19 protein-coding genes are annotated in these 22,670 nt (G+C 51.3%); 13 read left to right on the top strand and 6 right to left on the bottom strand.

The genetic code is table 11. The features are described 5' to 3' along the window. Nucleotides 1–16 precede the first annotated feature (16 nt). Nucleotides 17–1,984 carry a VacB/RNase II family 3'-5' exoribonuclease gene (locus tag ACJJI1_RS00770; RefSeq protein ID WP_444958274.1) on the bottom strand — a complete coding sequence of 656 codons (1,968 nt, stop codon included), beginning with the start codon at nt 1,982–1,984 and terminating at the stop codon, nt 17–19. Between the two features lie 519 nt (nt 1,985–2,503). Between ACJJI1_RS00770 and ACJJI1_RS00765 the strand changes: the two genes are divergently transcribed. Both ACJJI1_RS00765 and ACJJI1_RS00760 read left to right on the top strand, forming a co-directional pair. Further along, nucleotides 2,504–3,592: a Glu/Leu/Phe/Val dehydrogenase dimerization domain-containing protein gene (locus ACJJI1_RS00765; protein WP_413662699.1), complete on the top strand. Its 1,089-nt coding sequence runs from the start codon at nt 2,504–2,506 to the stop codon at nt 3,590–3,592. Nucleotides 3,593–3,810: 218 nt separating this feature from the next. Beyond that, nucleotides 3,811–6,627 carry a M16 family metallopeptidase gene (locus tag ACJJI1_RS00760; protein WP_444958273.1) on the top strand — a complete coding sequence of 939 codons (2,817 nt, stop codon included), beginning with the start codon at nt 3,811–3,813 and terminating at the stop codon, nt 6,625–6,627. Between the two features lie 42 nt (nt 6,628–6,669). Here ACJJI1_RS00760 and ACJJI1_RS00755 read toward each other — a convergent pair whose 3' ends face one another. Further along, nucleotides 6,670–7,281 (bottom strand): glutathione S-transferase family protein, encoded by a 612-nt coding sequence (locus tag ACJJI1_RS00755; protein ID WP_282932017.1) that lies wholly within the window; start codon nt 7,279–7,281, stop codon nt 6,670–6,672. 90 nt (nt 7,282–7,371) lie between these two features. On the opposite strand from ACJJI1_RS00755, the gene ACJJI1_RS00750 reads away from it, so the two are divergent. Beyond that, nucleotides 7,372–8,736, top strand: a complete 1,365-nt coding sequence (locus ACJJI1_RS00750; RefSeq protein WP_282932018.1) for a metal-dependent hydrolase family protein — start codon at nt 7,372–7,374, stop codon at nt 8,734–8,736. 183 nt (nt 8,737–8,919) lie between these two features. Here the strand turns inward: ACJJI1_RS00750 and ACJJI1_RS00745 are convergent, their stop codons facing one another. Together ACJJI1_RS00745 and ACJJI1_RS00740 are read right to left on the bottom strand one after the other, a co-directional pair. Further along, nucleotides 8,920–9,630: an SIMPL domain-containing protein gene (locus ACJJI1_RS00745; protein WP_444958272.1), complete on the bottom strand. Its 711-nt coding sequence runs from the start codon at nt 9,628–9,630 to the stop codon at nt 8,920–8,922. A gap of 161 nt (nt 9,631–9,791) precedes the next feature. After that, nucleotides 9,792–10,958, bottom strand: coding sequence for an aminotransferase class V-fold PLP-dependent enzyme (locus ACJJI1_RS00740; RefSeq protein WP_444914284.1), 1,167 nt, complete (start codon nt 10,956–10,958; stop codon nt 9,792–9,794). Between the two features lie 75 nt (nt 10,959–11,033). On the opposite strand from ACJJI1_RS00740, the gene ACJJI1_RS00735 reads away from it, so the two are divergent. The 8 genes from ACJJI1_RS00735 to ACJJI1_RS00700 all read left to right on the top strand — a co-directional run bounded on the left by ACJJI1_RS00735 (nt 11,034) and on the right by ACJJI1_RS00700 (nt 20,073). Continuing rightward, complete coding sequence (locus ACJJI1_RS00735) at nt 11,034–11,474, top strand: VOC family protein (protein ID WP_444958271.1); 441 nt, start codon at nt 11,034–11,036, stop codon at nt 11,472–11,474. 56 nt (nt 11,475–11,530) lie between these two features. Then, complete coding sequence (locus ACJJI1_RS00730; RefSeq protein WP_444958270.1) at nt 11,531–12,634, top strand: hypothetical protein; 1,104 nt, start codon at nt 11,531–11,533, stop codon at nt 12,632–12,634. A 2-nt stretch (nt 12,635–12,636) separates the two neighbouring features. Continuing rightward, nucleotides 12,637–13,302 carry a GntR family transcriptional regulator gene (locus tag ACJJI1_RS00725; RefSeq protein ID WP_282932023.1) on the top strand — a complete coding sequence of 222 codons (666 nt, stop codon included), beginning with the start codon at nt 12,637–12,639 and terminating at the stop codon, nt 13,300–13,302. Between the two features lie 210 nt (nt 13,303–13,512). After that, nucleotides 13,513–14,862, top strand: coding sequence for an aspartate aminotransferase family protein (locus ACJJI1_RS00720; protein WP_282932024.1), 1,350 nt, complete (start codon nt 13,513–13,515; stop codon nt 14,860–14,862). Between the two features lie 116 nt (nt 14,863–14,978). Then, on the top strand, nt 14,979–16,364 hold the full coding sequence (locus ACJJI1_RS00715) for a glutamine synthetase family protein (RefSeq protein ID WP_444897956.1): 1,386 nt from the start codon (nt 14,979–14,981) through the stop codon (nt 16,362–16,364). 462 nt (nt 16,365–16,826) lie between these two features. Beyond that, complete coding sequence (locus ACJJI1_RS00710) at nt 16,827–18,203, top strand: glycosyltransferase family 4 protein (protein WP_444958269.1); 1,377 nt, start codon at nt 16,827–16,829, stop codon at nt 18,201–18,203. Beyond that, entirely contained in the window at nt 18,203–18,964 is a 762-nt protein-coding gene (locus ACJJI1_RS00705) for a class I SAM-dependent methyltransferase (protein WP_444958268.1), read from the top strand. The genes ACJJI1_RS00710 and ACJJI1_RS00705 overlap by 1 nt, the downstream gene beginning before the upstream one ends. Continuing rightward, a complete protein-coding gene (locus ACJJI1_RS00700) occupies nt 18,961–20,073 on the top strand; it encodes a prenyltransferase/squalene oxidase repeat-containing protein (protein ID WP_444958267.1) in 1,113 nt (370 codons plus the stop codon). The genes ACJJI1_RS00705 and ACJJI1_RS00700 overlap by 4 nt, the downstream gene beginning before the upstream one ends. On the opposite strand, the gene ACJJI1_RS00695 is transcribed toward ACJJI1_RS00700, so the two are convergent. Further along, entirely contained in the window at nt 20,002–20,619 is a 618-nt protein-coding gene (locus ACJJI1_RS00695; protein ID WP_282932028.1) for a class I SAM-dependent methyltransferase, read from the bottom strand. The genes ACJJI1_RS00700 and ACJJI1_RS00695 overlap by 72 nt on opposite strands. A 116-nt stretch (nt 20,620–20,735) precedes the next feature. On the opposite strand from ACJJI1_RS00695, the gene ACJJI1_RS00690 reads away from it, so the two are divergent. Beyond that, nucleotides 20,736–21,458, top strand: a complete 723-nt coding sequence (locus ACJJI1_RS00690) for an acyltransferase (protein WP_444941197.1) — start codon at nt 20,736–20,738, stop codon at nt 21,456–21,458. A gap of 19 nt (nt 21,459–21,477) precedes the next feature. Further along, nucleotides 21,478–21,993: a shikimate kinase gene (locus ACJJI1_RS00685; protein WP_444907744.1), complete on the top strand. Its 516-nt coding sequence runs from the start codon at nt 21,478–21,480 to the stop codon at nt 21,991–21,993. Between the two features lie 63 nt (nt 21,994–22,056). On the opposite strand, the gene ACJJI1_RS00680 is transcribed toward ACJJI1_RS00685, so the two are convergent. Next, complete coding sequence (locus ACJJI1_RS00680) at nt 22,057–22,527, bottom strand: Lrp/AsnC family transcriptional regulator (RefSeq protein ID WP_020413378.1); 471 nt, start codon at nt 22,525–22,527, stop codon at nt 22,057–22,059. Between the last annotated feature and the right edge of the window lie 143 nt (nt 22,528–22,670).

Below are 22,670 nucleotides of genomic sequence, written 5' to 3'. Positions count from 1 at the left end.
GTAAATGTGCAGGAATTTATTTTTGGGTCGCGTCGGCAGCCTCTGTTTTTTCAGCGTTCAGTTCAAAGGCGATGCGTCGTTTGTCTACATCGACAGACGCTACTTTAACTGAAACTTCCTGTTCTAGGTGGAAGCGTTTTTCATTGTGCGTAAGAACCAGGTGCTTGCCATCGAAGGCGGGCAGATTCTTCTTATCGCCATTCATGCGCACAAAGCCGTCAATACCAAAGTCGTCGAGTCGCACGCCGATGCCTGCGCCGTTTACCAGGGTAATTTTCCCTGTGAATTCCTGGCCAACTTTCTTCTCGATAAATTGAGCGTAGAGCCATTGCTCCAGGGCTCGGTTGGCCTGGCGACCGCGAATCAGGCTTTCCTGCAGGGATTCAATTTTATCATCGGCCAGGGTGGAAGCTTTCTCTCCCTGCGCAGCAGCGCGCAGAACGCGGTGGTTGTGCAGGTCGTTGTACTTGCGAATTGGAGAGGTGACGGTGGCGTAGGCCTCGAGGCCCAGTCCCAGGTGAGCCCCTACCTTGTTATCGAGCTGGCCCGGGCGCAGCATACGCTTGAGCACGGCGAGCAGGTTGTTCATCTGCGGCTCTTCATGGTTTTCCAGGTGCTTAACCAGTGCAAGGTAATGCTCCAGTTGCCCCAGATCGGCCTCTGCATGCTCAGGCAGCAGCTCTTTCAGCAGGCTGCGAACTTCTCCCATGCGCTCTTCACGGAAGCCCAAGTGAACAGAGAAGCAGCCCTGCTCAATCTCGGCGAGTTTGCCACCCATGCTGATATTGGTAGCGAGCATGGCTTCCTCGACCATTCGCTGAGCGATATTGCGTTCCTGCTTTTCGATACGCTCGATCTTGCGCTGATCGTTCAAGCGGATTTCATAGTCCGGGCGATCTTCCATTGCCAGTGAGTGGCTGGCACGGTATGCGGCGCGCGCTTCGTAGATCGCCGCCAAATTACGCAGACTGTCCTGTTGCTCCTGGGGCACGGCGGAGTCGTCACCCTCAATAAAGCGGCTGACTTGTTCATAGCTCAGTTTGTGCTGGGAGCGAATAGCGGCAAATTCATAGCGGCTATTGCCAATGGTGCCATCGCTATCGATATCGATATGGATAACCAGGGCGGGGCGCAACTCACCGGGAATCAGGGAAAACAGGTTCTCACACAGGTTGCGCGGCAGCATAGGCAGGGTTTCGCCCGGCAAATACTGGCTGTGGGCCCGATTAAACGCCTCTTTATCCAGGGGGCTGTTCTCATCAATTAGCGACGATGGGTCTGCAATAGCAATGTGCAGGGTCCAGCCCCCGTCACGGCTGCTTACGGCCAGAGCGTCGTCCATATCGCGAGTGGTTTCTGCATCGATAGTTGCGAAGCCCTGCTCGGAAAGTTCGGTGCGCTCACCGGTAACTGTTGTCAGTTTCTCCGCAATTGTGTCCGCCTGCTTTTGTGCAGCGGCACCAAATTGCTCAGGCAGCTTGAATTGGGCGACAACATAGGCGTGTTCGATACCGGGCATATCGGGCTTGCCGATAACGGTTTCCACCTTGGCCTGGGCTCTGCCGTCTTTAAATGGATGGCGGTTTACTTTGCAGGCAATAAACTCTCCCGGCTGGGCCTTGCCGCGAGCCTTGGGAGGGAGAAAAATCCAGCGGGACAGGCCATTTTGCGTGGGCTGGATAAAGTGGCCCTGGCCGCGCTGTACATACTGGCCAACAAGGTAGTCGAGCTGGCTGTCGATCAATGCATCGAGCTCTGCCGCGAGTTTACCCTTGTTCTCTTCGGAGAGACTTACTCGAACCCGGTCACCGGGAAATACACGCTCCATTTCATTGGGAGGTAGGAAGGCTTCCCTCCCGTCATCCAACTCAACGAAGCCAAACTTGCCGTTACTGCCGCGAACCCGGCCTTCGGCAAACTCCTTACTGGAGCGAATATCTGTTTTCAGTTGCGAAAGTTGTTTTAGAGCGTCGGCATTCAGCATCGAGTTTATCTCTATGGGTCGATTTGGGCGCGGATTCTACCAGACCATGCGCAGAGGATGTAACGCGCTTAGGCGGTGGAAATGATCTTAGTTGTCAGTGTTGTGAGGTTTTCAAAAATTTTTGAAAAAATAGACATGTTAAGGAAGGCTTCAAAAGGTGGTTCTTTGCCAGAAGATTTATACAGGAATCGTGTTCTCTTGAGGGGCAGTTATAGGAAATTTATGCGAGAGCCGCCAGCGGTAGGAGAGGGTCCGGTATTCAATACCAATTGATGGAGAAATAAGAGCGTAGAGCTAGCCGCCTGGATTAATGACTGGGCGGCCCAAGTTATTCCGGGGTGAATACCCATCCTAAAACTGTGCTTCTAGTGTGATGCTTTAGCTATTGCAAGGCTCATGTGTGCAAAATATGCAAACTTTGTCTGTGGAAGCTGGATATAATCTTATTCCAGATAAAAACAGATAAGGGCTGTGGTTGTTCCCCAGCTGTAGAACCGGCCTTCCGGAGAGGAACAGTTAATGAGTATTTTTTCCCATTCCGCCTACGATAAACACGAACAAGTGGCGTTTTACCAAGATGCAAAGAGTGGCTTGAAGGCCATTATCGCGGTACACAATACGAATTTGGGTCCCTCACTGGGCGGCTGCCGTATGTGGCCCTACGCCGACGATGGCGAGGCCCTGAATGATGTTCTCCGTCTTTCCCGGGGTATGACTTACAAGTCCGCAATGGCCGGCCTCAAGCTGGGCGGTGGCAAATCCGTAATTATTGGTGACCCGCGCAAGGAAAAGACTCCTGAGTTACTGCGCGCTATGGGTGAATTTATTAATACCTTGGGTGGCCGTTATATCACTGCTGAAGATTCTGGCACGAGCGTGGCGGATATGAGTGTTATCGGTGAGACAACCGAGTTTGTCTCCGGCCTGTTCGCGGGCTCCGAGTATGGTGGTGATCCTTCCCCTTCGACTGCTTACGGTGTGTTTGTTGGCCTGAAAGCTGCGGTAGAACACCGCTGGGGCAAGACTGACCTGACCGGCTTAAAAGTCTCTATTCAAGGCGTGGGCAACGTCGGTTTCCGCCTGGGTAAACTATTGAAGGATGCCGGTGCGGAACTGTTTGTCACCGATATTTTCCAAGACAATATCGATCGTGCGGTTACCGAGCTTGGTGCCATAGCCGTAACTGCCGACGAGATCTTTGACCTGGACGTAGATCTGTTTGCCCCCTGTGCGATGGGTGCAATTCTCAACGATGACACCATCAGCCGTTTGAAGGTTCAGGCGATCGCTGGCGCGGCTAACAACCAGTTGGCGGAAGAGCGCCATGCTGAAGTGCTTCGCGAGAAAGGTATTTTGTACGCACCGGACTATGTCATTAATGCTGGCGGTATTATCGATGTTTACTACCAGCAGAAAGGCGATTACGACGCTGCAGAAGTGCGCGCTCATATCGAAGAGATTGGCAACACTATGAAAGAAGTGTTCGAGCGTGCCGATGAAACCGGCCAGACCACTGCTCACGTAGCGGACCGGGTTGCCGAGGAGCGCTTTGGTCACCATACGGTTGTAGGCGAGGCCGAAGATAAGTCTGGTACTGTGGCAGCGTAATGTTTTCAGCGCAGGAGTAGAGCTGGTGACCTGATTCCTTGGGCGATTGTCATCTCGCTTCTCTCTGTGATGTATTGATTTGGGCACTTCGGTGCCCATTTTTTTGCCTGGAATATTTGCTAAATTGCGGTTGGTAAAAGGTTTTGCTGACACTCTGGAGGAAAGCTGGCCTAAACTTGCCATCCTGAAATTGCGGTTTTTTAAAAGGGAGTGACAATATGGACTTGCGTCCGCTACTTATCAGCGTTGCCATCGCTATTACTGGCCTTACCGCTTGCGGAAAGTCTACCGATGATACGCCTCATGCGCTTTCGGTGGATAAGGAAGCAGCAGCCAGTAGTAAGGCTGCTGCATCCGATAAAGAGGCGTATGTCCCGCCACCCAAGTTGGAGATTCCTTTCCATAAGGAAGTATTACCCAATGGCCTGACGGTGATTGTACATGAAGACCACAAAGCCCCCGTTGTTTCTACCAATCTTTGGTACAAAGTAGGCTCTAAGGACGAGCCGCCAGGTAAAACCGGATTTGCTCATTTATTTGAGCACTTGATGTTTAACGGTAGCGAAAACTTCCCAGGGGAATATTTCGAACCCTTCCAGCGCTCTGGGGCCACCGATATGAATGGCACCACCAGCAATGACCGCACTAATTATTTTGTCACCGTGCCCAAAGGCGCCCTGGATATGGCGCTGTGGATGGAGTCCGACCGAATGGGGCATTTTAAAGGTGCAATTACCCAGGAGGTTTTGGATGAGCAGCGCGGTGTTGTAAAGAATGAAAAACGCCAGGGGGAGAATGCACCTTATGGCAAAGCGTTCGATATTATTGCCAAGAGCACCTTCCCCAAAGGGCACCCCTATTCGTGGACGCCGATTGGCTCGATGGAGGACCTGAATAACGCCAGTCTTGAAGATGTCAAAAAATGGTTTGAAGACCATTATCAGCCTGCTAATGCCGTTTTGGTGATTGCGGGTGATGTTACGGTCAAAGATGCGATGGCCAAGGTACGCAAGTATTTTGGTGATATCCCGAGCACTGGAGTGCAACCGCGCATTAAGAATTGGGAACTACCTACCCAGGTGAAAAAGAGGGAGGTGGTTTACGATCAGGTGCCCCAAACTCGAATCTACAAGGTTTGGAATGTGCCTGCAGTGGGTAGTGAAGTGGAAGATGCGCTGGAATTAATGACTTCCCTTCTCGCCAATAGAAAAAACTCTCTTCTTTACCGCCGTTTAGTTCGCGATGAGCAAGTGGCCACCAGTGTCAGCGCTTTTTATTATGGCCGTCAGCTTGCAGGGCAGTTGATGATTATCGTCGACGTGAAACCTGGGCAGTCTGTAGAAAAAGTTGAAGACTTACTGAATAAAGAATTAAAGCAATTCGCAAAAAATGGTGTGAATGCGGATGAGCTGCGCCGGGTTAAACAGAGTGAGTTTGCCGGGCTGGTAAAGGGGCTGGAAAAAACCGGTGGTTTTGGTGGTAAGAGTGACATCCTTGCCCAGTCGGAGTTTTATTTTGGCGATCCCGGAGCCTTGATAGAAGGCGTGGAGGATTATGCAAAAGTATCCGCTCTCGAAGTTCAAGAAGTGGCTGAGCAGTGGTTGAAAGAGGACTCCTACACCTTAATTATGGAGCCGAAGCAGAAGTATACGGCAGCGGCGGAGGGTGCTGACCGCAGCAAGCTCCCCGAGGTAGACAAAAATGTAGAGCTGGAACTGCCAAAGCAAAAAGAATTTACCCTCAAAAATGGATTAAAGGTTGTCCTGGCCGAACGTCACGATACTCCCGTTGTACTAATGAATCTGCAATTTCGCAGTGGTGCCTCCGCAGATAAAAATAAGCCAGGTCTGGCTTCAGTTGCGGCGCAAATGCTGAACGAAGGTGCGGGTGATCTGGATAGCCTGGAATTTAGCTCTCGCTCAGAAGAGCTTGGTGTAAATATTGGTGGTGGTAGCGGCCTTGATTATAACAATATCAGCATGAGTGCCCTTAAGACGCAGCTGGAGCCATCGCTGGAGCTATTTGAGAAGGTGGTTACTGAACCTCGTTTCCCAGAGTCTGACCTGGAGCGGGTTAAGTCCAATCGCCTGGATGCAATAGCCCAGGAAAAAGCCCAGCCTCAGGGCCTGGCTATGCGTGAACTGCCGCCGCTACTATTTGGAGAAAACCACCCTTATGGCTCTCCCTTGACGGGATCGGGTACTCCCGAGGGTATTATGTCCATAACCCGTGAGGATCTGGTTAATTTCCAAAAGACCTGGGTGCGACCGGATAATGCAACCCTGACGATCGTGGGCGATGTTACTGAAAAAGAAATAGAGCCTCTGCTGAATGAAACTCTCGGAAAGTGGACTGCTCCTAAATCAGAGCTTCCCAAAATTGAAGTTGCCAAGGTGCCCCGCCCGGAAAAGGCTCGAGTTTATTTGCTCGACCGCCCCGGCGCACAACAGAGTTATATCATGGCAGGTCTGCTGATGCCGCCTTGGCAGCCGCAGGGAGCTGAAGCTTTTGATGCGATGACAAATATTATTGCCGGAAAGTTTACGTCCAGGGTCAATATGAATCTTCGTGAGAACAAGCATTGGTCCTATGGTGCCCGCGCGGTTTCCCTCGATACAGAAGGGCAGCGTCCTTATATCCTCTTTGCTCCTGTGCAAACTGATAAAACAGCTCCAGCCATTAAGGAATTGGTAAAAGAGTATGAGGAATACTTAGGAGAGCGTCCTATTACTGCAAAAGAGCTTGAGGACTACCAGAATGATGAAGTCCTAAAACAAAGTGCTCGATTCCAGACCAAAGGGCAATTGCTTTCCAGTATTAATTGGCAGGTGGAGAAGGGGCTTCCAGAGGAATATATTGCCGAATATCCACAGCGGGTTTCAGCACTGAATAAGGAAAAAGTGGAGGCCTCCGCTAAGGAGTATCTTGCACCAGACCAATTCACCTGGGTGATTGTTGGGGATCTGAGTAAGATTAAAGGCGAGGTTGAAGCCTTAGATATTGGCCCCGTTGAGGTGCTTCCTGCAAAGGACTGATTGAAATTATTTCCCCGCCCTGTTTGGGTGGGGAAATAGGGTTTAAGCTTTAAAACTGGGGCGCTCTTTAAGTTGTTCACGCCAGCGGACTACGTGGGGGTGCTCTTCAGTATTGGGTCGCAAGTCCTGAATCTTTCCGAAGTCCATGCAGGTCACCATGGCAATATCTGCTACGGAGAAGTAGTCTTCAACCAAGTATTGATGATCTGATAAATGGTCGTTAAGGATGCCAATAAACTTCATGGCCTCCTTGCCGCAGTCCTTCCCAAACTCTGGATAAACGTTCATCCGGTCTTTAAAGAAACCAGTTACATGCTGAAAATTCATAGCAATGTGATACATCATGTTGAAATCAGCACGACGATTCCACATTTCAACCTGAGCCTTTTCTTTTGCATTTCTGCCAAATAGAGGAGGCTCTGGATGTAGTTCTTCAATATATCGTTGAATGGCGGCTGATTCGGAAATATGTGTGCCGTCCTCAAGCTCCAGTAAAGGAACTTTTTTCAAAATATTCTTATTCCCATACTCTGCTGTAAGGTTTTCCCCTTTAGCGATATCTACTGTTACATATTCGATATCCACACCTTTTTCTGCCATAAACATGCGAACACGTCGACAGTTTGGTGCTGCTGCGAACTCATAGATTTTCATAGAGGCTTCCTCTCGCCTGGGTAATTGCGTAGATTGTGCGATCTTGGTAAAGGACGTTAAGAATCTAAAAGAGATCTACTGGGGACGACAATGACAACAAAGACCAACCGAAGCTACTTTGTCAACCGCGCAGCCGCCGTGGCTTTGTCGGTATTTGCTGGGCTTTTTAGTTTACAGGCTGGGGCCGAGAGCATCGCAATTTACGCTGGCAAATTATTTGATAGCAGTAATGGAAAATTATTGGAAGACCGCACCATTCATATTGTCGATGGGCGGGTTGAGTCAGTACAGAAGGGGTTTGCCAAGCGCGATCGAGAGCGCTTGGTCGACTTGAGAGAATATACGGTATTGCCAGGTTTGATGGATATGCACAGCCATCTCACTTACGAGTTTGGGCCGCGTGCTTATATGGAGTCTTTCAGCTGGAATACTGCCGATTTTACCTTGCGCGGCGTGGATGCTGCTCATCGCACTCTACAGGCTGGATTTACCACGATTCGAAATCTTGGTGATCACGACAATGTGACTGTGAGTTTACGTAATGCAATCAACAAAGGCCTGGTGGAAGGTCCGCGTATTTATACGGCGGCAAAGACAATCGCAACTACCGGTGGGCACGCTGACCCCACCAATGGGCTCAGGCAGGACTTGATGGGGAACCCTGGCCCGGTGGATGGTGTTATTGATGGGCCTATCAGCGCGCGCAAAGCGATTCGTCAACGCTATAAGGACGGCGCTGACCTGATCAAGATCACCGCGACTGGTGGAGTCTTGAGCGTGGCAAAGAGCGGCCAGAACCCTCAATTTATGCAGGATGAGTTGGAGGCAATTGTTGAGGCTGCTAAGGACTATGGTTTCACAGTTGCAGTACATGCCCACGGTAAGGAGGGAATGATTCGCGCAATTCGTGCTGGGGTGGACTCCATTGAGCACGGCACCTATATGGATAATGAAGTGATGGACCTGATGCGCCGTAACAACACCTGGTTTGTGCCGACTCTAATGGCTGGCGAGTGGGTGACAGAAAAATCGGCGATTGAAGGTTTCCTGCCGGACCTGGTGCGCCCGAAAGCCGCGACTATGGGGCCTTTAATGCAGGATACTTTTAGCCGCGCTCACAAGCGTGGAGTAAAAATTGCATTTGGAACCGATACCGGTGTTACCCGTCACGGCGATAATGCTCGTGAATTTTTACTGATGGTGCAGGGTGGAATGAGCCCGGCCGATGCATTGCGTTCAGCGACTTGGAATGCGGCCCAGCTGCTGCAAGTACAGGATGAACTGGGCAGCATTAGCGAGGGCAAGATAGCTGATATTATCGCTGTGGCTGGAAATCCCCTGGAAGATATTTCGGAAATGCAACGGGTTCTGTTTGTAATGAAAGAAGGCGTTATTTACAAAGAGTCCAGCGAGTTGCCAAGTGATGTGTTTCTTGAGCAAGATATCAGCGGTTAGTCGTTAGGGAAGAATGGCAGTGAAACAGCAAGGCTGTTGTGCTGTTTCACTGCTGGCAAGACATTAGCTACTACGGGGCAGCAGGGAAGAATCGAAATACGCTGTGAATATATTCAAGCCCCGAATGGCCCCAAGCACCGTGTATCCTTCCTGCCTCCGTATGTGAGTAGCTATTGCTCCGTATTAGTCCTCGAGTTCGTATACCAGATCCAGATTGACGGTAAGAGTGGTTTCTCCCGGCGATATAGGGGTGGAAGCGCTGTCTGCCATCTTGGCCCTTTCAGTGAACATCATGGGGCGTGGCATACCGCCGTTGCCATTTTCTGAAATACTGACAATGCGACGCACTTTTGTACCCAGCGCTTTTGCGTACATTTCTGCACGTTCCTGGGCGTCTTCAAGGGCTTTTTCCCGGGCTTTGGCTTGAACTGGAGCAGGTTCACCAATTTCGAAGCTCGGACCGTTGATCTGGTTGGCTCCAGCGGCAGTAAGGTTGTCCAAGACCTTGCCGAGTTCATCCAGTTTGCGAACCTTCACGCTGACGGTATTTCGCGCGGTGTAACCAGTGATTCGGGGTTTTTTGTTTTGCTGGTACTGGTAGCGCGGAGACAGGTTAACGCCTGTGGTTTGAATGTCTTTCTTGTTGATACCCGACTTTTTGATGGCGGCCATTAAAGACTCCATCTGATTGGCGTTATCGCGCATTGCCTGTTTGCTGTCCTCTGCCTCGGTTACCACTCCGACAGAAATTTTTGCGATATCAGGAACCTGACTTGCCTCCCCCCGTGCAGCGATGGATACCATGGTCCCCCGGTCTTCTGGAGCCCGCTCGTTACCACAGGCGGTGGCGAGCAGGGCGAGAAGGGAAATTACTGAAATTTTTACTGCTTTCATAACGCTTCCTTATCCATTGAGTGCTGATTGTTGCGACGAAAATGGCGCCATTATTTTATAGATTGAATCCTGAACCGCAGCTGAGCCCGTGTGCCTTTTAGGTGTTAAATATGCTCTAGCGGCGGTGGTAAAAATCACTCTGTCCTCTTAGCTCTGAAGCTTTAAGAGTTAAAAACCTGCTGGTAAGTTTCATCCTTATCGTGATAGATGGCGAATCCCAGCCTGAGAAACTGTTGTCGGCGATCACACAGAACTGCTCGAGCCTTGAGTTCTTCCTGAACCCTCTGTGAGATTTCTGGTTGTGAGCAGTTAAATGTGAAAAAGTGGCCGTGACCTTCTTCCAGATCATGACAAATCAAGTTGTTGCGATTCAAGATGGGATGGTCTGAGTTATCCATGCTATTCAGGAATCGGGTTTGCGCATTGAGAACATAGCTGTGTATTTTCTCGATGGTAATGCCTTCGCGATGGAATAAATCGAAAATAGCCAGGGCTTTGTAGAGTGTTGAATAGTCCATGGTCGCCCCGGCAAAGCGCAGCCAATTGTCGCTATATCCGACTTCTCCCGAGCGATTCTCCAGCTCAGCCATTTCTGCGAACCAGCCGGTATTTACAGGGCGCAGTGTACAGTTCGCAGGAATTGTCATAAAACACAGGCCTTCACCGGCGCCTAGGTACTTATATGATCCTGCCGTAAAGAAAACCTTGTCTGCAACGGTTGAAAGATCGATTGGGCGAGCAAAAAAACCGTGATATCCATCGATAACGAATTGTGTGTCGTGCGGTTTCTGTGCCGCAACCTCCAGCAGCCGGGGAAATACCACACCGGAGTCAAAAAATACCAGGCTGGCATAGGCCAGATGGTATTCATTTTTATGTAGTTCGGTTTCAAATCTTTCTGCCAGGGTGGCGTAGGGTTCTTTGGCAACTCTCGTTACCTCTACTTGAGGAAGCTCTTCCAGACGTTGTAATTGGCGAGTAAAACTGTAGAACTCTCCGTCTGTAGTGAGAATGCGCAATGGTTTACTGGGATCGAATGAACTCAGTAGCCGATACACTAGTTCATGGGTATTTGGGGCTATAGCGATCAAGTCTGCCCTGGGTAGGTTGAGGGATTTTGCGATCGCCGCTTGCCATGAGGGTATCTTCTCCTCAAAAATTGGCCCCCATTTTTCATCGGCCAGAAGTGCTGAATCGCGCCAGTACTGCTGTACTGCATCAAGGGTAACATCGGGCCAGTAGTGGTGGGAGTGGCAAGCCATGTGCAGCATGGAAGAGGGACTGCCACTGGGCGCCTGAAGGAACTCGCGATAGAATTTTTTATACATATGCGTTTAGCTTTAAAAAGCCGATTTATTTGTTATGGGCTGATTGTAGAGCTTGGCAACAAGAAGGAGTAGAGGGTGAAGTACTTACACACCATGGTTCGCGTAACCAATCTGGATGAATCTCTGGCGTTTTACTGTGAAAAGCTGGGCCTGCAGGTTGTTAGTCGAAATGATTATGATAAAGGGCGTTTCACCCTAGTGTATCTCGCAGCTCCCGAGGATCTTGAAGCGGCCAGGGAGAATAAGGCCCCGACATTGGAACTCACTTACAATTGGGACCCGGAAAGCTACACTGGCGGACGGAATTTCGGACACCTGGCATATCGGGTAAATGATATTTACGGGGTGTGCCAACGCATGATGGATCACGGAGTGGTTATCAACAGACCCCCGAGAGACGGCCATATGGCATTTCTTCGCTCCCCAGATGGAGTTTCCATTGAGTTGCTGCAAAGTGGAGAGCCTCTCCCACCACAGGAGCCCTGGATGTCTATGGAAAATCAGGGTGAGTGGTAGTCCGGGATAGTTGAAACCTGAGATAAATTTTGACGGCCAAGAAAAAGAGTAAGTGAGTGAAAAATACCAGTTGTATTCTACTGGCCGGAGAGACGGCTGCGCGGCGCATACGTGAAGAGGGGTTGTCCCAGAGGCAATTTTCGACGCTGGTCGGCGCTTCCGGCGGTCCCAAGTGGCTGGTGATTAGCCAGTTGGATCGGGTATTGATGGGGGAGTTCTTTAAGGAGCGGAGCGAGCCAATTGTCACCTTGGGATCATCTATCGGTAGTTTTCGCAACATGTGTTACGCAATGGCAGAGCCGTTGTCAGCACTTGAACGATTAGAACATCATTACATCTACCAAGCCTATTCTGACAAGCCCTCCCCTGAAGAGATTACTGCCGGCGGTCGCAAGATGCTGCAGGCAGTGTTGGGTGCTGAAGGTGCGTGCGAGGTAGTGGAAAATCCCATTTGGCACAGCCACTTTGTGGCGGTCAGGGGCAGGGGGCCGCTGGCCAGTGAAAACAAGGCGCTGTTGGCGCCGGCATTACTCGCCTCGGCACTGGCAAATGCTGTATCTCGCAACAGCCTGAGCGCTTTTTGGGAGCGGGTGGTTTTTCATTCGCAAGAGTCGGCAGGCATCCACTTCCAGAACCTGAGCACCGAAAATATTCCGCTGACCGAGCAGAATACCTGTGCTGCTGTACTGGCCAGTGGCTGTATCCCTTTGGTAATGACAGGGGTGCAGACACCGGAGGGAGCTCCACAGGGTAATTATCGCGATGGCGGTATCACCGATTATCACTTTGATCTGCGCTTCCGCCACCCCCGGGGCCTAGTGCTCTACCCGCACTTTTTCCCCTATATGGTGCCCGGCTGGTTTGATAAAGGGCTCTCTTGGCGACGGGTTCGCGGAGATGCCATGCAATCCACTCTGGTTGTGGCTCCCTCGCCCAAATTTGTTGCCTCCTTGCCCTATGGAAAAATTCCAGACCGCAATGATTTCTACAAGCTCGACCGAGAAGACCGTTTGAAGTACTGGGGGCGGGTGGTTGATCTCAGTCGCCGGGTGGCAGATGATTTTTATGAAATTTGGCAAAGTGGCCGGGCGACTGAACATTTAATTGAGGTGGGTGCGGAGGATGTCCCTCATATGTTGGAGCAGGTTAGGGCAGCATAGGTATGGTGCAGGAATTTAACAGTCCCCAGGAAGAGTACCGCACAACCCAGGAGAGGGTTTATTTTCAGGTGCGGGATGCCATTCTGCGGGGAAAGTTTTTGCCGGGTAGGGCGATTACTATCCGGGGTCTGGCCTCGGAGCTTAATTGCAGTCCAATGCCGGTTCGCGAAGCGTTGCGTCGCCTGACCTCGGAGCGGGCCCTTGAGCTGTCAGATACCCGCCGGGTCAGGGTGCCGACAATGACCCCGGAAAAACTGGCAGAGATCTGTGCCGCTCGTGTGGCCCTGGAGTGTCAGGCCGCTGAACAGGCCCTGCCATTGGTAGGGGATGCTGAATTAGCGCAACTTCGGGAGCTGGATGAACGTGTAACAGAAGCTCTCGCTCAGAAAGACATCGAGCGCTATGTAACCACTAATCTGGAATTTCACTTTACCCTTTATCGCCTGGGGCAGCCCCATATCATCCTATCCCTGATCGAGAGCCTGTGGCTACAGACAGCTCCCCTCCAGCACTTGGTTTTCCAGCGCTTTGGCGTGCAGGAGCTGCCAGACCGGCATCAAGATCTGCTCGAAGCTATTGCCAGTAAAGATGAGTTGAAGGTGCGCAAAGCCATTCAGCAGGATATTGAAGAGGGGCTCGGCTCTATCTCTGCAGAGGAGCTGCTGTAGCGGCTCCTCCCCTCCAGTTGACCATTTAGTTTCCACTTTTTCTCCTCGCACTGGCGCAATTCGACCTTATGTTTTCGGTAAGGGCAGATAGACCTTGCGCTTCTGTCGATGGCCCCACTAGAATGTGATCACAAATTAGTGGTAACGATTTGGCCTTTTGAGCCCGATTGGTGGGCGCTGAGCAAGGCCTGTGAAAGCCAGGAGAGAAATATGAACAAGACTGAGCTGCAGCAACACGACCGTGAGCACCTGCTACACCCATTTACTGACTTCCATGATTTGGGTCAGCAGGGGACCCGTGTGATTACCAGCGCTGAGGGCGCTTACATCACCGATATTGATGGCAACAAAATGCTTGATGGCATGTCAGGCCTCTGGTGTTGCAACCTCGGCTACAGCCGCAAAGAAATCAGCAATGCGATCTACGAGCAGCTGAATACCCTGCCTTTCTATAACAGCTTCTTCCAGTGCACTACGGTGCCCTCGATTGAACTCGCCGACGCCCTGGCTGAAGTGACCCCGGCGCATATGAACAATGTGTTCTTCACGGGTTCCGGTTCCGAGGCAAATGATACTAACCTGCGCCTGATCCGCCGTTTCTGGGATATCCAGGAAAAGCCGGAGAAGCGCATCGTTATTTCCCGTAAGAATGGCTATCACGGCTCTACCATTGCCGGTGCCAGCCTGGGTGGCATGAGCGGTATGCACAAGCAATTCCAGCCGCTCGACTACATTGAGTACGTACAGCAGCCCTACTGGTTTGGTGAGGGCGGCGATATGTCTCCAGAGGAGTTTGGTATCCAAGCGGCTCGCAGCCTGGATGAGAAAATCCAGGAGCTGGGCCCGGATAATGTTGCGGCGTTTATCGCTGAGCCAATCCAGGGTGCTGGCGGCGTAATTATCCCGCCGGAAACCTACTGGCCGGAAGTCAAGAAGGTGCTGGACCAGTACGACATCCTGCTGGTGATGGATGAAGTGATTTTTGGTTTCGGTCGTACCGGTGAGTGGTTCGGTGCCGACTATTACGGCATGAAGCCCGACCTGATGACTTTTGCTAAAGCAGTAACCAATGGTTACTTCCCCCTGGGTGGTACCATGGTGAGTGATCGTGTCGCTGAAGTGATCAAAACCAAAGGTGGCGAGTTTACCCACGGTTACACCTACTCCGCGCATCCGGCTGCCTGTATGGCAGGTCTGGCAACTATCAATATTCTGCGCAACGAGAAGATTATCGAGAATGTCCGCGATGTAACCGGCCCCTACCTGTCCAAGCGCTGGGCTGAACTGGCGGAGCACCCGATCGTTGGCGAAACCCGCAGTTTGGGTATGGTCGGTGCCTTGGAGCTGGTAAAAGATAAGGCCAGCCGCGCTCGTTTTGATGATGACTGCACCGCTGGTGCGGTATGTCGTGACCTGAGTATCAAGCACGGTTTGGTGATGCGCGCCGTTGGCGATGCCATGGTTATCGCACCACCGCTGATTATGACCACTGAACAGGTCGATGAGCTGGTAGAAAAAGCGCACCGCGCCCTGGACGACACTGCTAAAGCACTGGCGTAACATAGCGGCAAGATACTCTGTTGCAGAGGCGGTCTGATACCCCGTTTTCCATAGTTTGAATGGAAAAGCGGTGTTGGGCCGTCTCTGCGTTTAGATTGGATCACCCCAGGCACCTTATGTCTCAAGAAAAAGAATTCACTGCCCAGCCCGATCTGCTGGAGCAGTCGCAAAAATTCCTGGCAGAGCACTCGGACCTAAAGTGGATCGAAGGCTTTATGTTCGATATCAATGGCGTGCCGCGAGGGAAGTGGTTGCCGGCAGAAGCTGCGGAGAAATTGCTCAAGGGCAGTCTGCAAATGCCGCGTAGCGCGGTCAGTCTCGATATCTGGGGGCGGGATATCGAAGACAGCCCGTTGGTATTTGCCAGTGGAGACAGCGATGGCGTTTGTCTGCCGGTTTCGCCTATTAGCCTGGCGCCCTGGCATCGCGAGTCCACTGCCCAGCTGCATATGCAGTTGCATGAGGCAGATGGCTCCTCTCTCTATGCCGATCCCCGCAGCCAGTTGCAACGCGTGGTAGAGCGTCTCGGCAAACTGGGTTATACCGCCGTGTGTGCGACCGAGCTGGAATTCTATCTGCTCCGCGATGAGGTGGATCATCTGGCGCGTCCGCGCCCGGTTAGCGATAACGACGCCGAGCTGGTGCCTTCCACCGACGTTTACGATCTGTCCGAGCTCAATGCACAGCGACACTTCTTTGCCGATGTGCGAGCTGCTTGCGAGGCGCAGGGTATTCCCGCAGATTCAGTATTGTCGGAGTGTGCGCCGGGACAGTTTGAAATCAACCTGTTGCACAGTGCCGATCCCGTTAAAGTAGCAGACCAAACATTACTGTTTAAGCGCTTGTTAAAAGGGGTGGCGCGCAGTCACGGCTTCCGTGTGAGTACCATGGCCAAGCCTTTCGGGGATCAGGCGGGTAACGGAATGCACGTGCATATGAGTTTGATCGACACCAATGGAAAGAACGTTTTTGATGACGGTTCTGACACTGGCTCTGATTTACTGCGTTATGCCGCAGCAGGAATGCTGGCGACTGCCAACGATGCGATGGCGTTTTTCGCACCTCACAGTAACTCCTATCGTCGCTTCCAAGAGAGCTCTCACGCACCGCTGAATCTCTGCTGGGGCTACGATAATCGCACTACAACTTTGCGTGTGCCCGCCAGTGATCCTGTGGCGCGGCGTATCGAGCACCGTATTGCCGGGGCGGATGTAAACCCCTATCTGGTGTTAGCTGCGATTCTCACTGGTGTGTGTCATGGCATTGAGAACCAGATGGAAGCGCCTGCACCCGTGGAAGGCGATGCCTATCAGGTGGAGAGTGAGAAGTTGATCAATACCTGGAGTGGTGCACTGGAGCGCTTTGAGCAGAGCCCTTTGTGGCGCGAGTATCTTGATCCGCGCTTTGTGGAATTGTTCTCTCTGTTGAAAAGACAGGAACAAGCAGAGATAGCTGCCCGCGTTACCGATGTTGAATACCAGAGTTATCTGCATCGGGTATAAAGATTGGCGGTGTGCTTTAGCGCCGATTGCCGTTTTAGTGAACGGCTTTCACGACAGGAGAGTCAGTGGGGGTATTTCCTCTGCTATACCTAAATTTAAGTGCGTAATGTGCTTGAAACTCTCCTCCTGAAAGTGTGTTCGAGAAATCTGGCCCGCCTTTTGGCGGGCATTTTTTTATTCTCGATTGACTTATTTCCACTTCCTGTTCGTATTAATCCCTTCTTTTAAAGTCGCCATGGCTTGAGTGTATCGAATGACACGGTGTGCGGTTGCTGGGCTTTTGTTGCTATTTTGGCTTGCGAGCACACATCCTTGGGCCAGGATACCAAGAGTGTGGACCGCTTCCGCCTAGCAGTCATTTCTCCGCCAGTGTATTCTTCCGCTTTACCAGCGAGACACCCCAGACGGTCGGTTCTTAGACGTTGGCATTCGCAGAATGTCTGTGCGAGAGCGGATAATGTTATGGGGTATAAGAATATTGCAGATGGGGAAACTATGACCGCCTTGGGAAATTGTGCAGACGGTCCAACGGCTGGCGAGACGCAGCCACTAAAAATATGCCTTTTGGGGTATCGCAGCAATCCACACAGTGGTGGTCAGGGCATCTACCTGCGCTACCTGAGTAAAGCACTGGTTGATGCTGGTCACTCCGTGGATGTTATTTCTGGCCAGCCCTACCCAGAACTCGATGAGCGCGTAAAACTCATCAAAATGCCAGGGTTGAACCTCTATGAAGTTGAGCGTCCAGCGCGGGCCTTGAAACCTCGCCACCTGCTGTCATGGGCGGATTTTTTTGAATGGTGGAGTAAGCTTACCGGCGGTTTTGCCGAGCCTTATACCTTTGGCCGTCGGGTAAATAAATACCTGCGCAAGCACGGCAAACAATACGACATTGTTCACGATAACCAATCACTGTGCTACGGCTTGCTGGATATCGAGAAAAATGGATTGCCTGTTGTCGCGACAATTCATCACCCCATTACCCGGGATCGTCAACTGGCATTAGATGCCGCCCCCGATTGGCGTTTTCGTTTGCTGGTACGTCGCTGGCATAATTTTTTGAATATGCAGATTAAGGTATCGCGGAAACTTCGCCATATCGTGACAGTTTCCAAGCAATCTGAGCGGGATATTATCGAGCAGTTTGGCGTAGCTCCCGAGCAGATTCACCTAATTTACAACGGTATTGATACGGAATTATTTAACCCAGGGGCAGAAAATAAGCGCTTGTCTCTGCGAATTATGACCACCGCATCGGCAGATCAGCCCCTCAAAGGTCTGCGCTTTTTATTACAGGCGTTGGCGGAACTGCGCCAGGAATATGAAAACATAGAGTTGTTGGTGGTTGGCAAATTACGCGAAGGTGGCGCCACGGAACGCTTGCTTCACGATCTGGATCTTCAGGAAAGGGTTCAGTTTGTCTCCGGTATTTCTAACGAAGAACTGGTCGATAATTACCGCAAGGCTACAGCGGTAGTTTGCCCATCGCTCTACGAGGGGTTTGGTTTACCTGCCGGGGAGGCAATGGCATGTGGTGCTCCGGTAGTATCCAGTGACGGGGGTGCCTTGCCTGAGGTGGTTGGGGATGCCGGAATCGTGGTCCCTGCAGGAAATCACGAAGCTTTGGCCAATGCCCTGCGCCAGGTTTTATCCAGCGAAGCGCTGCGAAAAGAACTCAGTGAGAAAGGTCGCCAGCGCATTGAAAATAAATTTTCCTGGAAAATCGCTGCAGAGAGTTTGGTGAAATATTACCGGGAAATTCTCGGACATACATTGGCGGAACAACCCAGCAGTCATGAAATAGAAACTCCGAATATGCGCAGTGCGGAGGCGGCTTAATGATTACTGTAGATCCCCAGCACTTAAATCTTCGCCCTGGCCAAAAAGTCCTCGACTTGGGGTGCGGTGAAGGGCGCCATTCCATCCACTTGATGATCACCGATGATGTCGATGTTTACGGCATTGACCTGTGTTTTGATGATGTGCGCACTGCCAGTGAGCGAGCGGAACCTTTCCGCTCTCCCGAGCACTCAAAGGGTCGCTTGCAGTTCGGAGTTGCCAATGGCTTGCAACTACCATTTGCCGATGGGAGTTTTGATGTGGTTATCTGCTCAGAGGTACTTGAGCATATCCCCGATTACAAGTCTGTCCTGGCTGAGATTAACCGGGTATTAAAACCCTCCGGTATTTTTGCCGCGACAGTACCGGCATTTTTTCCCGAGTGGGTGTGCTGGAAACTCAGCGATGAATACCATCAGGTTGAGGGTGGGCATGTCCGAATATTCCGCGAGCGCGAGCTGCGAGAGGATATTGAAAGGCTGGGACACCACTATTTTGCCCGGCATAAGGCCCATGCGTTACATGCACCTTACTGGTGGTTAAAGTGTTTGTTTTGGGACAAGCCCGATTCCCGTTTGGTCTCTGCCTATCATCGCCTGTTGGTGTGGGATCTGATGAAGAAACCAGCCTTTACCCGGATTCTCGAAAAACTATTGAACCCGCTGTTGGGAAAAAGTATCGCTCTCTATTTTGTGAAACCTGCTGGTTCGACACAACGAGTAGATACGCCTCTCTCCCTGCCTGAGGGAGCTGAAGCATGAGTAAAGTTTCTGTGCCGGCAAAAGCTTCTGGTTTTTTCCCTGAAGGATTTATCCATGATAGCGCCGCCTATATTCTCTCCCAACAGCTCCCCGATGGTTCAATTCCCTGGTTTAAAGGGGGCTATGCCGACCCCTGGGATCATGTTGAAGCTGCTATGGGACTCGCCATTGCCGGAGAGTTCAGTGCTGCTGAAAATGCTTATTGCTGGTTGGCTGAGATTCAGCTGGAAGACGGCAGCTGGTGGGCCGCTTATAAAGATGGCGATATTGACAACCGGGAGCGCCGTGAAACCAATTTTGTTGCCTATGTGGCAACAGGAATTTGGCAATACTTTCTGGTTAGTAGAGACACGCTGTTTTTACAGCGCTATTGGCCGATGGTGGAGCGTGCAATCGAGTTTGTATTGCGCTTGCAAACAGAATTTGGCGAAATTCATTGGGCGGTAGATTCAGAGGGCGCCCCTATGAAAGATGCCCTGATCACCGGTTGCTCTTCCATCTATAAAAGTCTGGAATGCGCAATTAATATTGCCCACCAGCTAGGGGTTGCTCGCCCTCAATGGATACTTGCCCGGGAAGCTCTGGGCGATGCGCTGCGCAATAAACCGGAGCGCTTTGATCGCACCTGGGAAAGCAAGGCGCGCTTTTCAATGGACTGGTTTTATCCCGTATTAACCGGTGCCTTTTCTGGTGAGGCAGCGCAGTTGCGTCTTCAGCAGCGCTGGGATGAGTTTGTCGTGGCCGGTTTGGGTTGTCGTTGCGTTAGTGATGAGCCCTGGGTGACGGTGGCTGAATCCTGCGAACTCACCATGTCCCTAATCGCTGCTGGCCAGCGTTCGCGGGCGGAAATTTTGTATCGCGGCTTGCACCGCTGGCAGGATAAAGATGGGGGCTACTGGACCGGTTATGTCTACCGGGATGAGGCCATCTGGCCGGAGGAAAAAACCACCTGGACTGTAGGAGCCATGCTTCTGGCTGCCGATGCACTCGCCGGATTAACGCCAGCGAGCGAGCTGTTTACATCGGTGTGCCTGCCCTCAAATACGGCGCAGGATTCCCAGGGTGTCGACAGTTTCGACGAGCTCGAATTGAGCGGAAGCCAGGGCTAGCTTATAAATATCGTAGGGCGCCTGGCCGCCATCGGCGGGGTCCGGGAAAATGTCGTGGATAGCCAGGTAGCCGCCGGGCACGATATGGCGGGACCAGCTGCGATAGTCGGTCATGGCCGCTTCCAGGGAGTGGCCGCCGTCAATAAATACGAGACCCAAAGGGGTATTCCAGCAGCGTGCAGCTGTTGCGGAGGGGGCGACGACGGGAACAACCCAGTCATCCAATTCAGCCGCGCGAATATTCGCGCGGAAAGTGCGAAAACTGTCCATTAAATTGGCTTGGCCATCAAACAGTTCGGGATCGTGATACTCCTCTCCTGGCTGGTGCTCTTCAGATCCACGATGGTGGTCTACGGCGAACAGGACGTTATCGGTCAGCTTACAGGCACTGGCCAGGTAAATTGATGATTTGCCGCAGTAGCTGCCCACTTCAAGACAGGGACCCAGTGAGCTGGCTTCAGCTGCCAGGTGGTAGAGAGCTTCCCCTTCATGGGCAGCGAGGAAACCTTTAATTGCTCGAATATCAATAGGTAGATTTAGGGACATGGGTAAACGCTTGCTATTTTTCGTGGCCGAAACACTAAACTGCCGCTAATACAAAAGCAATTGGGTTTTTACTCAAGGCTCCGAAAGTCCCAGAGAATATAAGTAGAAATTAAAATATGCGTAAGGATCACAGGCCCTATTGGCTCAAGCGACTGCAGCTGCGTTGGCGCAAATGGCGAACAGAGTATTTCCTTCTGCCGCAATTCGATGCGGTTGGGGTTGAGCCGGAAGTTATGGACCCGGGTTCTGTCCATGTTTTTGGCGGAAATGTTCGGCTCGGAAATTACCCTCACTTAATCTCCAATAACGAGAAATGTATTCGCTTTACCACTTTTGGACACAAGGGGGGAGAGGCATTTATTACTATTGGGGATTTCGTATTGATCTCTCCAGGGGTACGTATTTCTGCGGCTCAATCTATTGAAATTGGCGATGCCTGTATGGTCGCAGCCAATGTGTATATTTCCGATTCTGATTGGCATGGGCTCTACAATCGCACGCGGCCCTTCCGTTGTACCTCCCCGGTGCGCCTGGGTAACAATGTTTGGATTGGAGATAGTGCAACCATCTGCAAAGGTGTCACTATCGGTGATAATTCTGTAGTGGGAGCCGGCAGTATCGTCACCAAGGATGTCCCCGCAAATACGGTTGTTGCAGGCAATCCGGCAAAACCCATTAAATCAATTAATCCCAAGCGGCGAATGATTACCCGCGAGGCATTATTTGCCGATGCCTTTCGCCAAGCGCATAATCTGGATGAATTGGATAAGATGATGTTGGGTGGGAACACCTTATTGGGCTGGTTGCGCTCGGTATTCTTTCCCCGCCGTAGCGATTGAATGTGCAAGTATTAATAAAATGAAAAAAAGAAAAAGTATTGTCCTGATTGGAATGCCCGGCGCCGGTAAAAGTACGCTGGGGGTGTTGTTGGCAAAGGAGCTGGCACTGGGGTTTACAGATACCGATGTTCTGATCCAGTCCAGAGAGGGCAAGACTTTGCAGCAAATTATGGCTGAAAGTGACTATCTTAATCTCCGCGCCATTGAAGGGGAGGTATTAGCTGAGGCCACCCTCCCCAGTGATGTTATTGCCACTGGCGGAAGCGCAGTCTATAGCGATGAGGGTATGGCGAATCTACGCAGTCAGGGTGTGGTAGTGTTTCTTCAGTGTTCAGCGGAGGAACTGCGCCGGCGTATCCACAATTATGAAAGCCGTGGCATAGCGAAGGCGCCCGGGCAGTCTTTTGCGGACTTATTTGAAGAGCGACAGGCCCTTTACCGGCAATATGCAGAAATAACGGTGGATTGTGACAGTAAATCACTGCAGGAAACGCTTGATCATTTACTTAATGCGCTGCGGGAGCTTGCAGAGTAACCGAAATTTTCTCAGTAAGCCCCATGCGTTAAAGCAAGGGGCTTTACTTTTCACACTTTTGGCTTAAAGTGGCAGCTGGGTGGTGTACTTCACCTGCTTGAGGGCAAAAGTGGAGTTGACTGAGGCCACGTTTGGCAGGTGTACCAGGGAGCGTTTCAGTAATTGCTCATAGTGCTCCACGCTATCCACTACAACGCGCAGGACATAGTCTTTGTCTCCGCTGGTGGAATAGCACTCTACCACCTCCTGGACATCCTGAACTGCTGATTCAAAGTTGTTCAGGGATTCCTCATCGTGATTGTGGATGGTAACGTAGCAGTATACCGTGACACCCAGATCCAATTTGCGTGGGTCCAGCAAGGTAACACGGCCACGGATAATACCTTCGGCTTCCAACCGCTTGATTCTACGCCAGCAGGGAGTGTGCGAAAGACCGACTTTGTCGCCCAGCTCTGCCATGGAGTAATCTGCGTTCTCCTGCAGCGCTCGCAGAATCTTACGGTCAAAATCATCCAGGTCTGTCGAACGCTTCATAAAGACTCCTATCCTATAAAAATTATCTAAATCGAAACTTCTATCACAAATTTACGCATATTTGCGTGAATAAAGCAATGCTCTATTGCGCTTAACGAACTAGTATGACCTGACTAAACCGTTTCGGGATAGGTGCAGTGTGC

It is taken from the genome of Microbulbifer maximicatervae (SeqCode), assembly GCF_052467065.1.
This window is presented reverse-complemented; position numbering and strand designations above follow the sequence as displayed.

Coding starts and splice junctions, on each gene's coding strand:
- ACJJI1_RS00770 (WP_444958274.1), bottom strand. CDS start 1,984: ATGCTGAATGCCGACGCTCTAAAACAACTTTCGCAACTGAAAACAGAT.
- ACJJI1_RS00765 (WP_413662699.1), top strand. CDS start 2,504: ATGAGTATTTTTTCCCATTCCGCCTACGATAAACACGAACAAGTGGCG.
- ACJJI1_RS00760 (WP_444958273.1), top strand. CDS start 3,811: ATGGACTTGCGTCCGCTACTTATCAGCGTTGCCATCGCTATTACTGGC.
- ACJJI1_RS00755 (WP_282932017.1), bottom strand. CDS start 7,281: ATGAAAATCTATGAGTTCGCAGCAGCACCAAACTGTCGACGTGTTCGC.
- ACJJI1_RS00750 (WP_282932018.1), top strand. CDS start 7,372: ATGACAACAAAGACCAACCGAAGCTACTTTGTCAACCGCGCAGCCGCC.
- ACJJI1_RS00745 (WP_444958272.1), bottom strand. CDS start 9,630: ATGAAAGCAGTAAAAATTTCAGTAATTTCCCTTCTCGCCCTGCTCGCC.
- ACJJI1_RS00740 (WP_444914284.1), bottom strand. CDS start 10,958: ATGTATAAAAAATTCTATCGCGAGTTCCTTCAGGCGCCCAGTGGCAGT.
- ACJJI1_RS00725 (WP_282932023.1), top strand. CDS start 12,637: ATGGTGCAGGAATTTAACAGTCCCCAGGAAGAGTACCGCACAACCCAG.
- ACJJI1_RS00720 (WP_282932024.1), top strand. CDS start 13,513: ATGAACAAGACTGAGCTGCAGCAACACGACCGTGAGCACCTGCTACAC.
- ACJJI1_RS00715 (WP_444897956.1), top strand. CDS start 14,979: ATGTCTCAAGAAAAAGAATTCACTGCCCAGCCCGATCTGCTGGAGCAG.
- ACJJI1_RS00710 (WP_444958269.1), top strand. CDS start 16,827: ATGGGGTATAAGAATATTGCAGATGGGGAAACTATGACCGCCTTGGGA.
- ACJJI1_RS00705 (WP_444958268.1), top strand. CDS start 18,203: ATGATTACTGTAGATCCCCAGCACTTAAATCTTCGCCCTGGCCAAAAA.
- ACJJI1_RS00700 (WP_444958267.1), top strand. CDS start 18,961: ATGAGTAAAGTTTCTGTGCCGGCAAAAGCTTCTGGTTTTTTCCCTGAA.
- ACJJI1_RS00695 (WP_282932028.1), bottom strand. CDS start 20,619: ATGTCCCTAAATCTACCTATTGATATTCGAGCAATTAAAGGTTTCCTC.
- ACJJI1_RS00690 (WP_444941197.1), top strand. CDS start 20,736: ATGCGTAAGGATCACAGGCCCTATTGGCTCAAGCGACTGCAGCTGCGT.
- ACJJI1_RS00685 (WP_444907744.1), top strand. CDS start 21,478: ATGAAAAAAAGAAAAAGTATTGTCCTGATTGGAATGCCCGGCGCCGGT.
- ACJJI1_RS00680 (WP_020413378.1), bottom strand. CDS start 22,527: ATGAAGCGTTCGACAGACCTGGATGATTTTGACCGTAAGATTCTGCGA.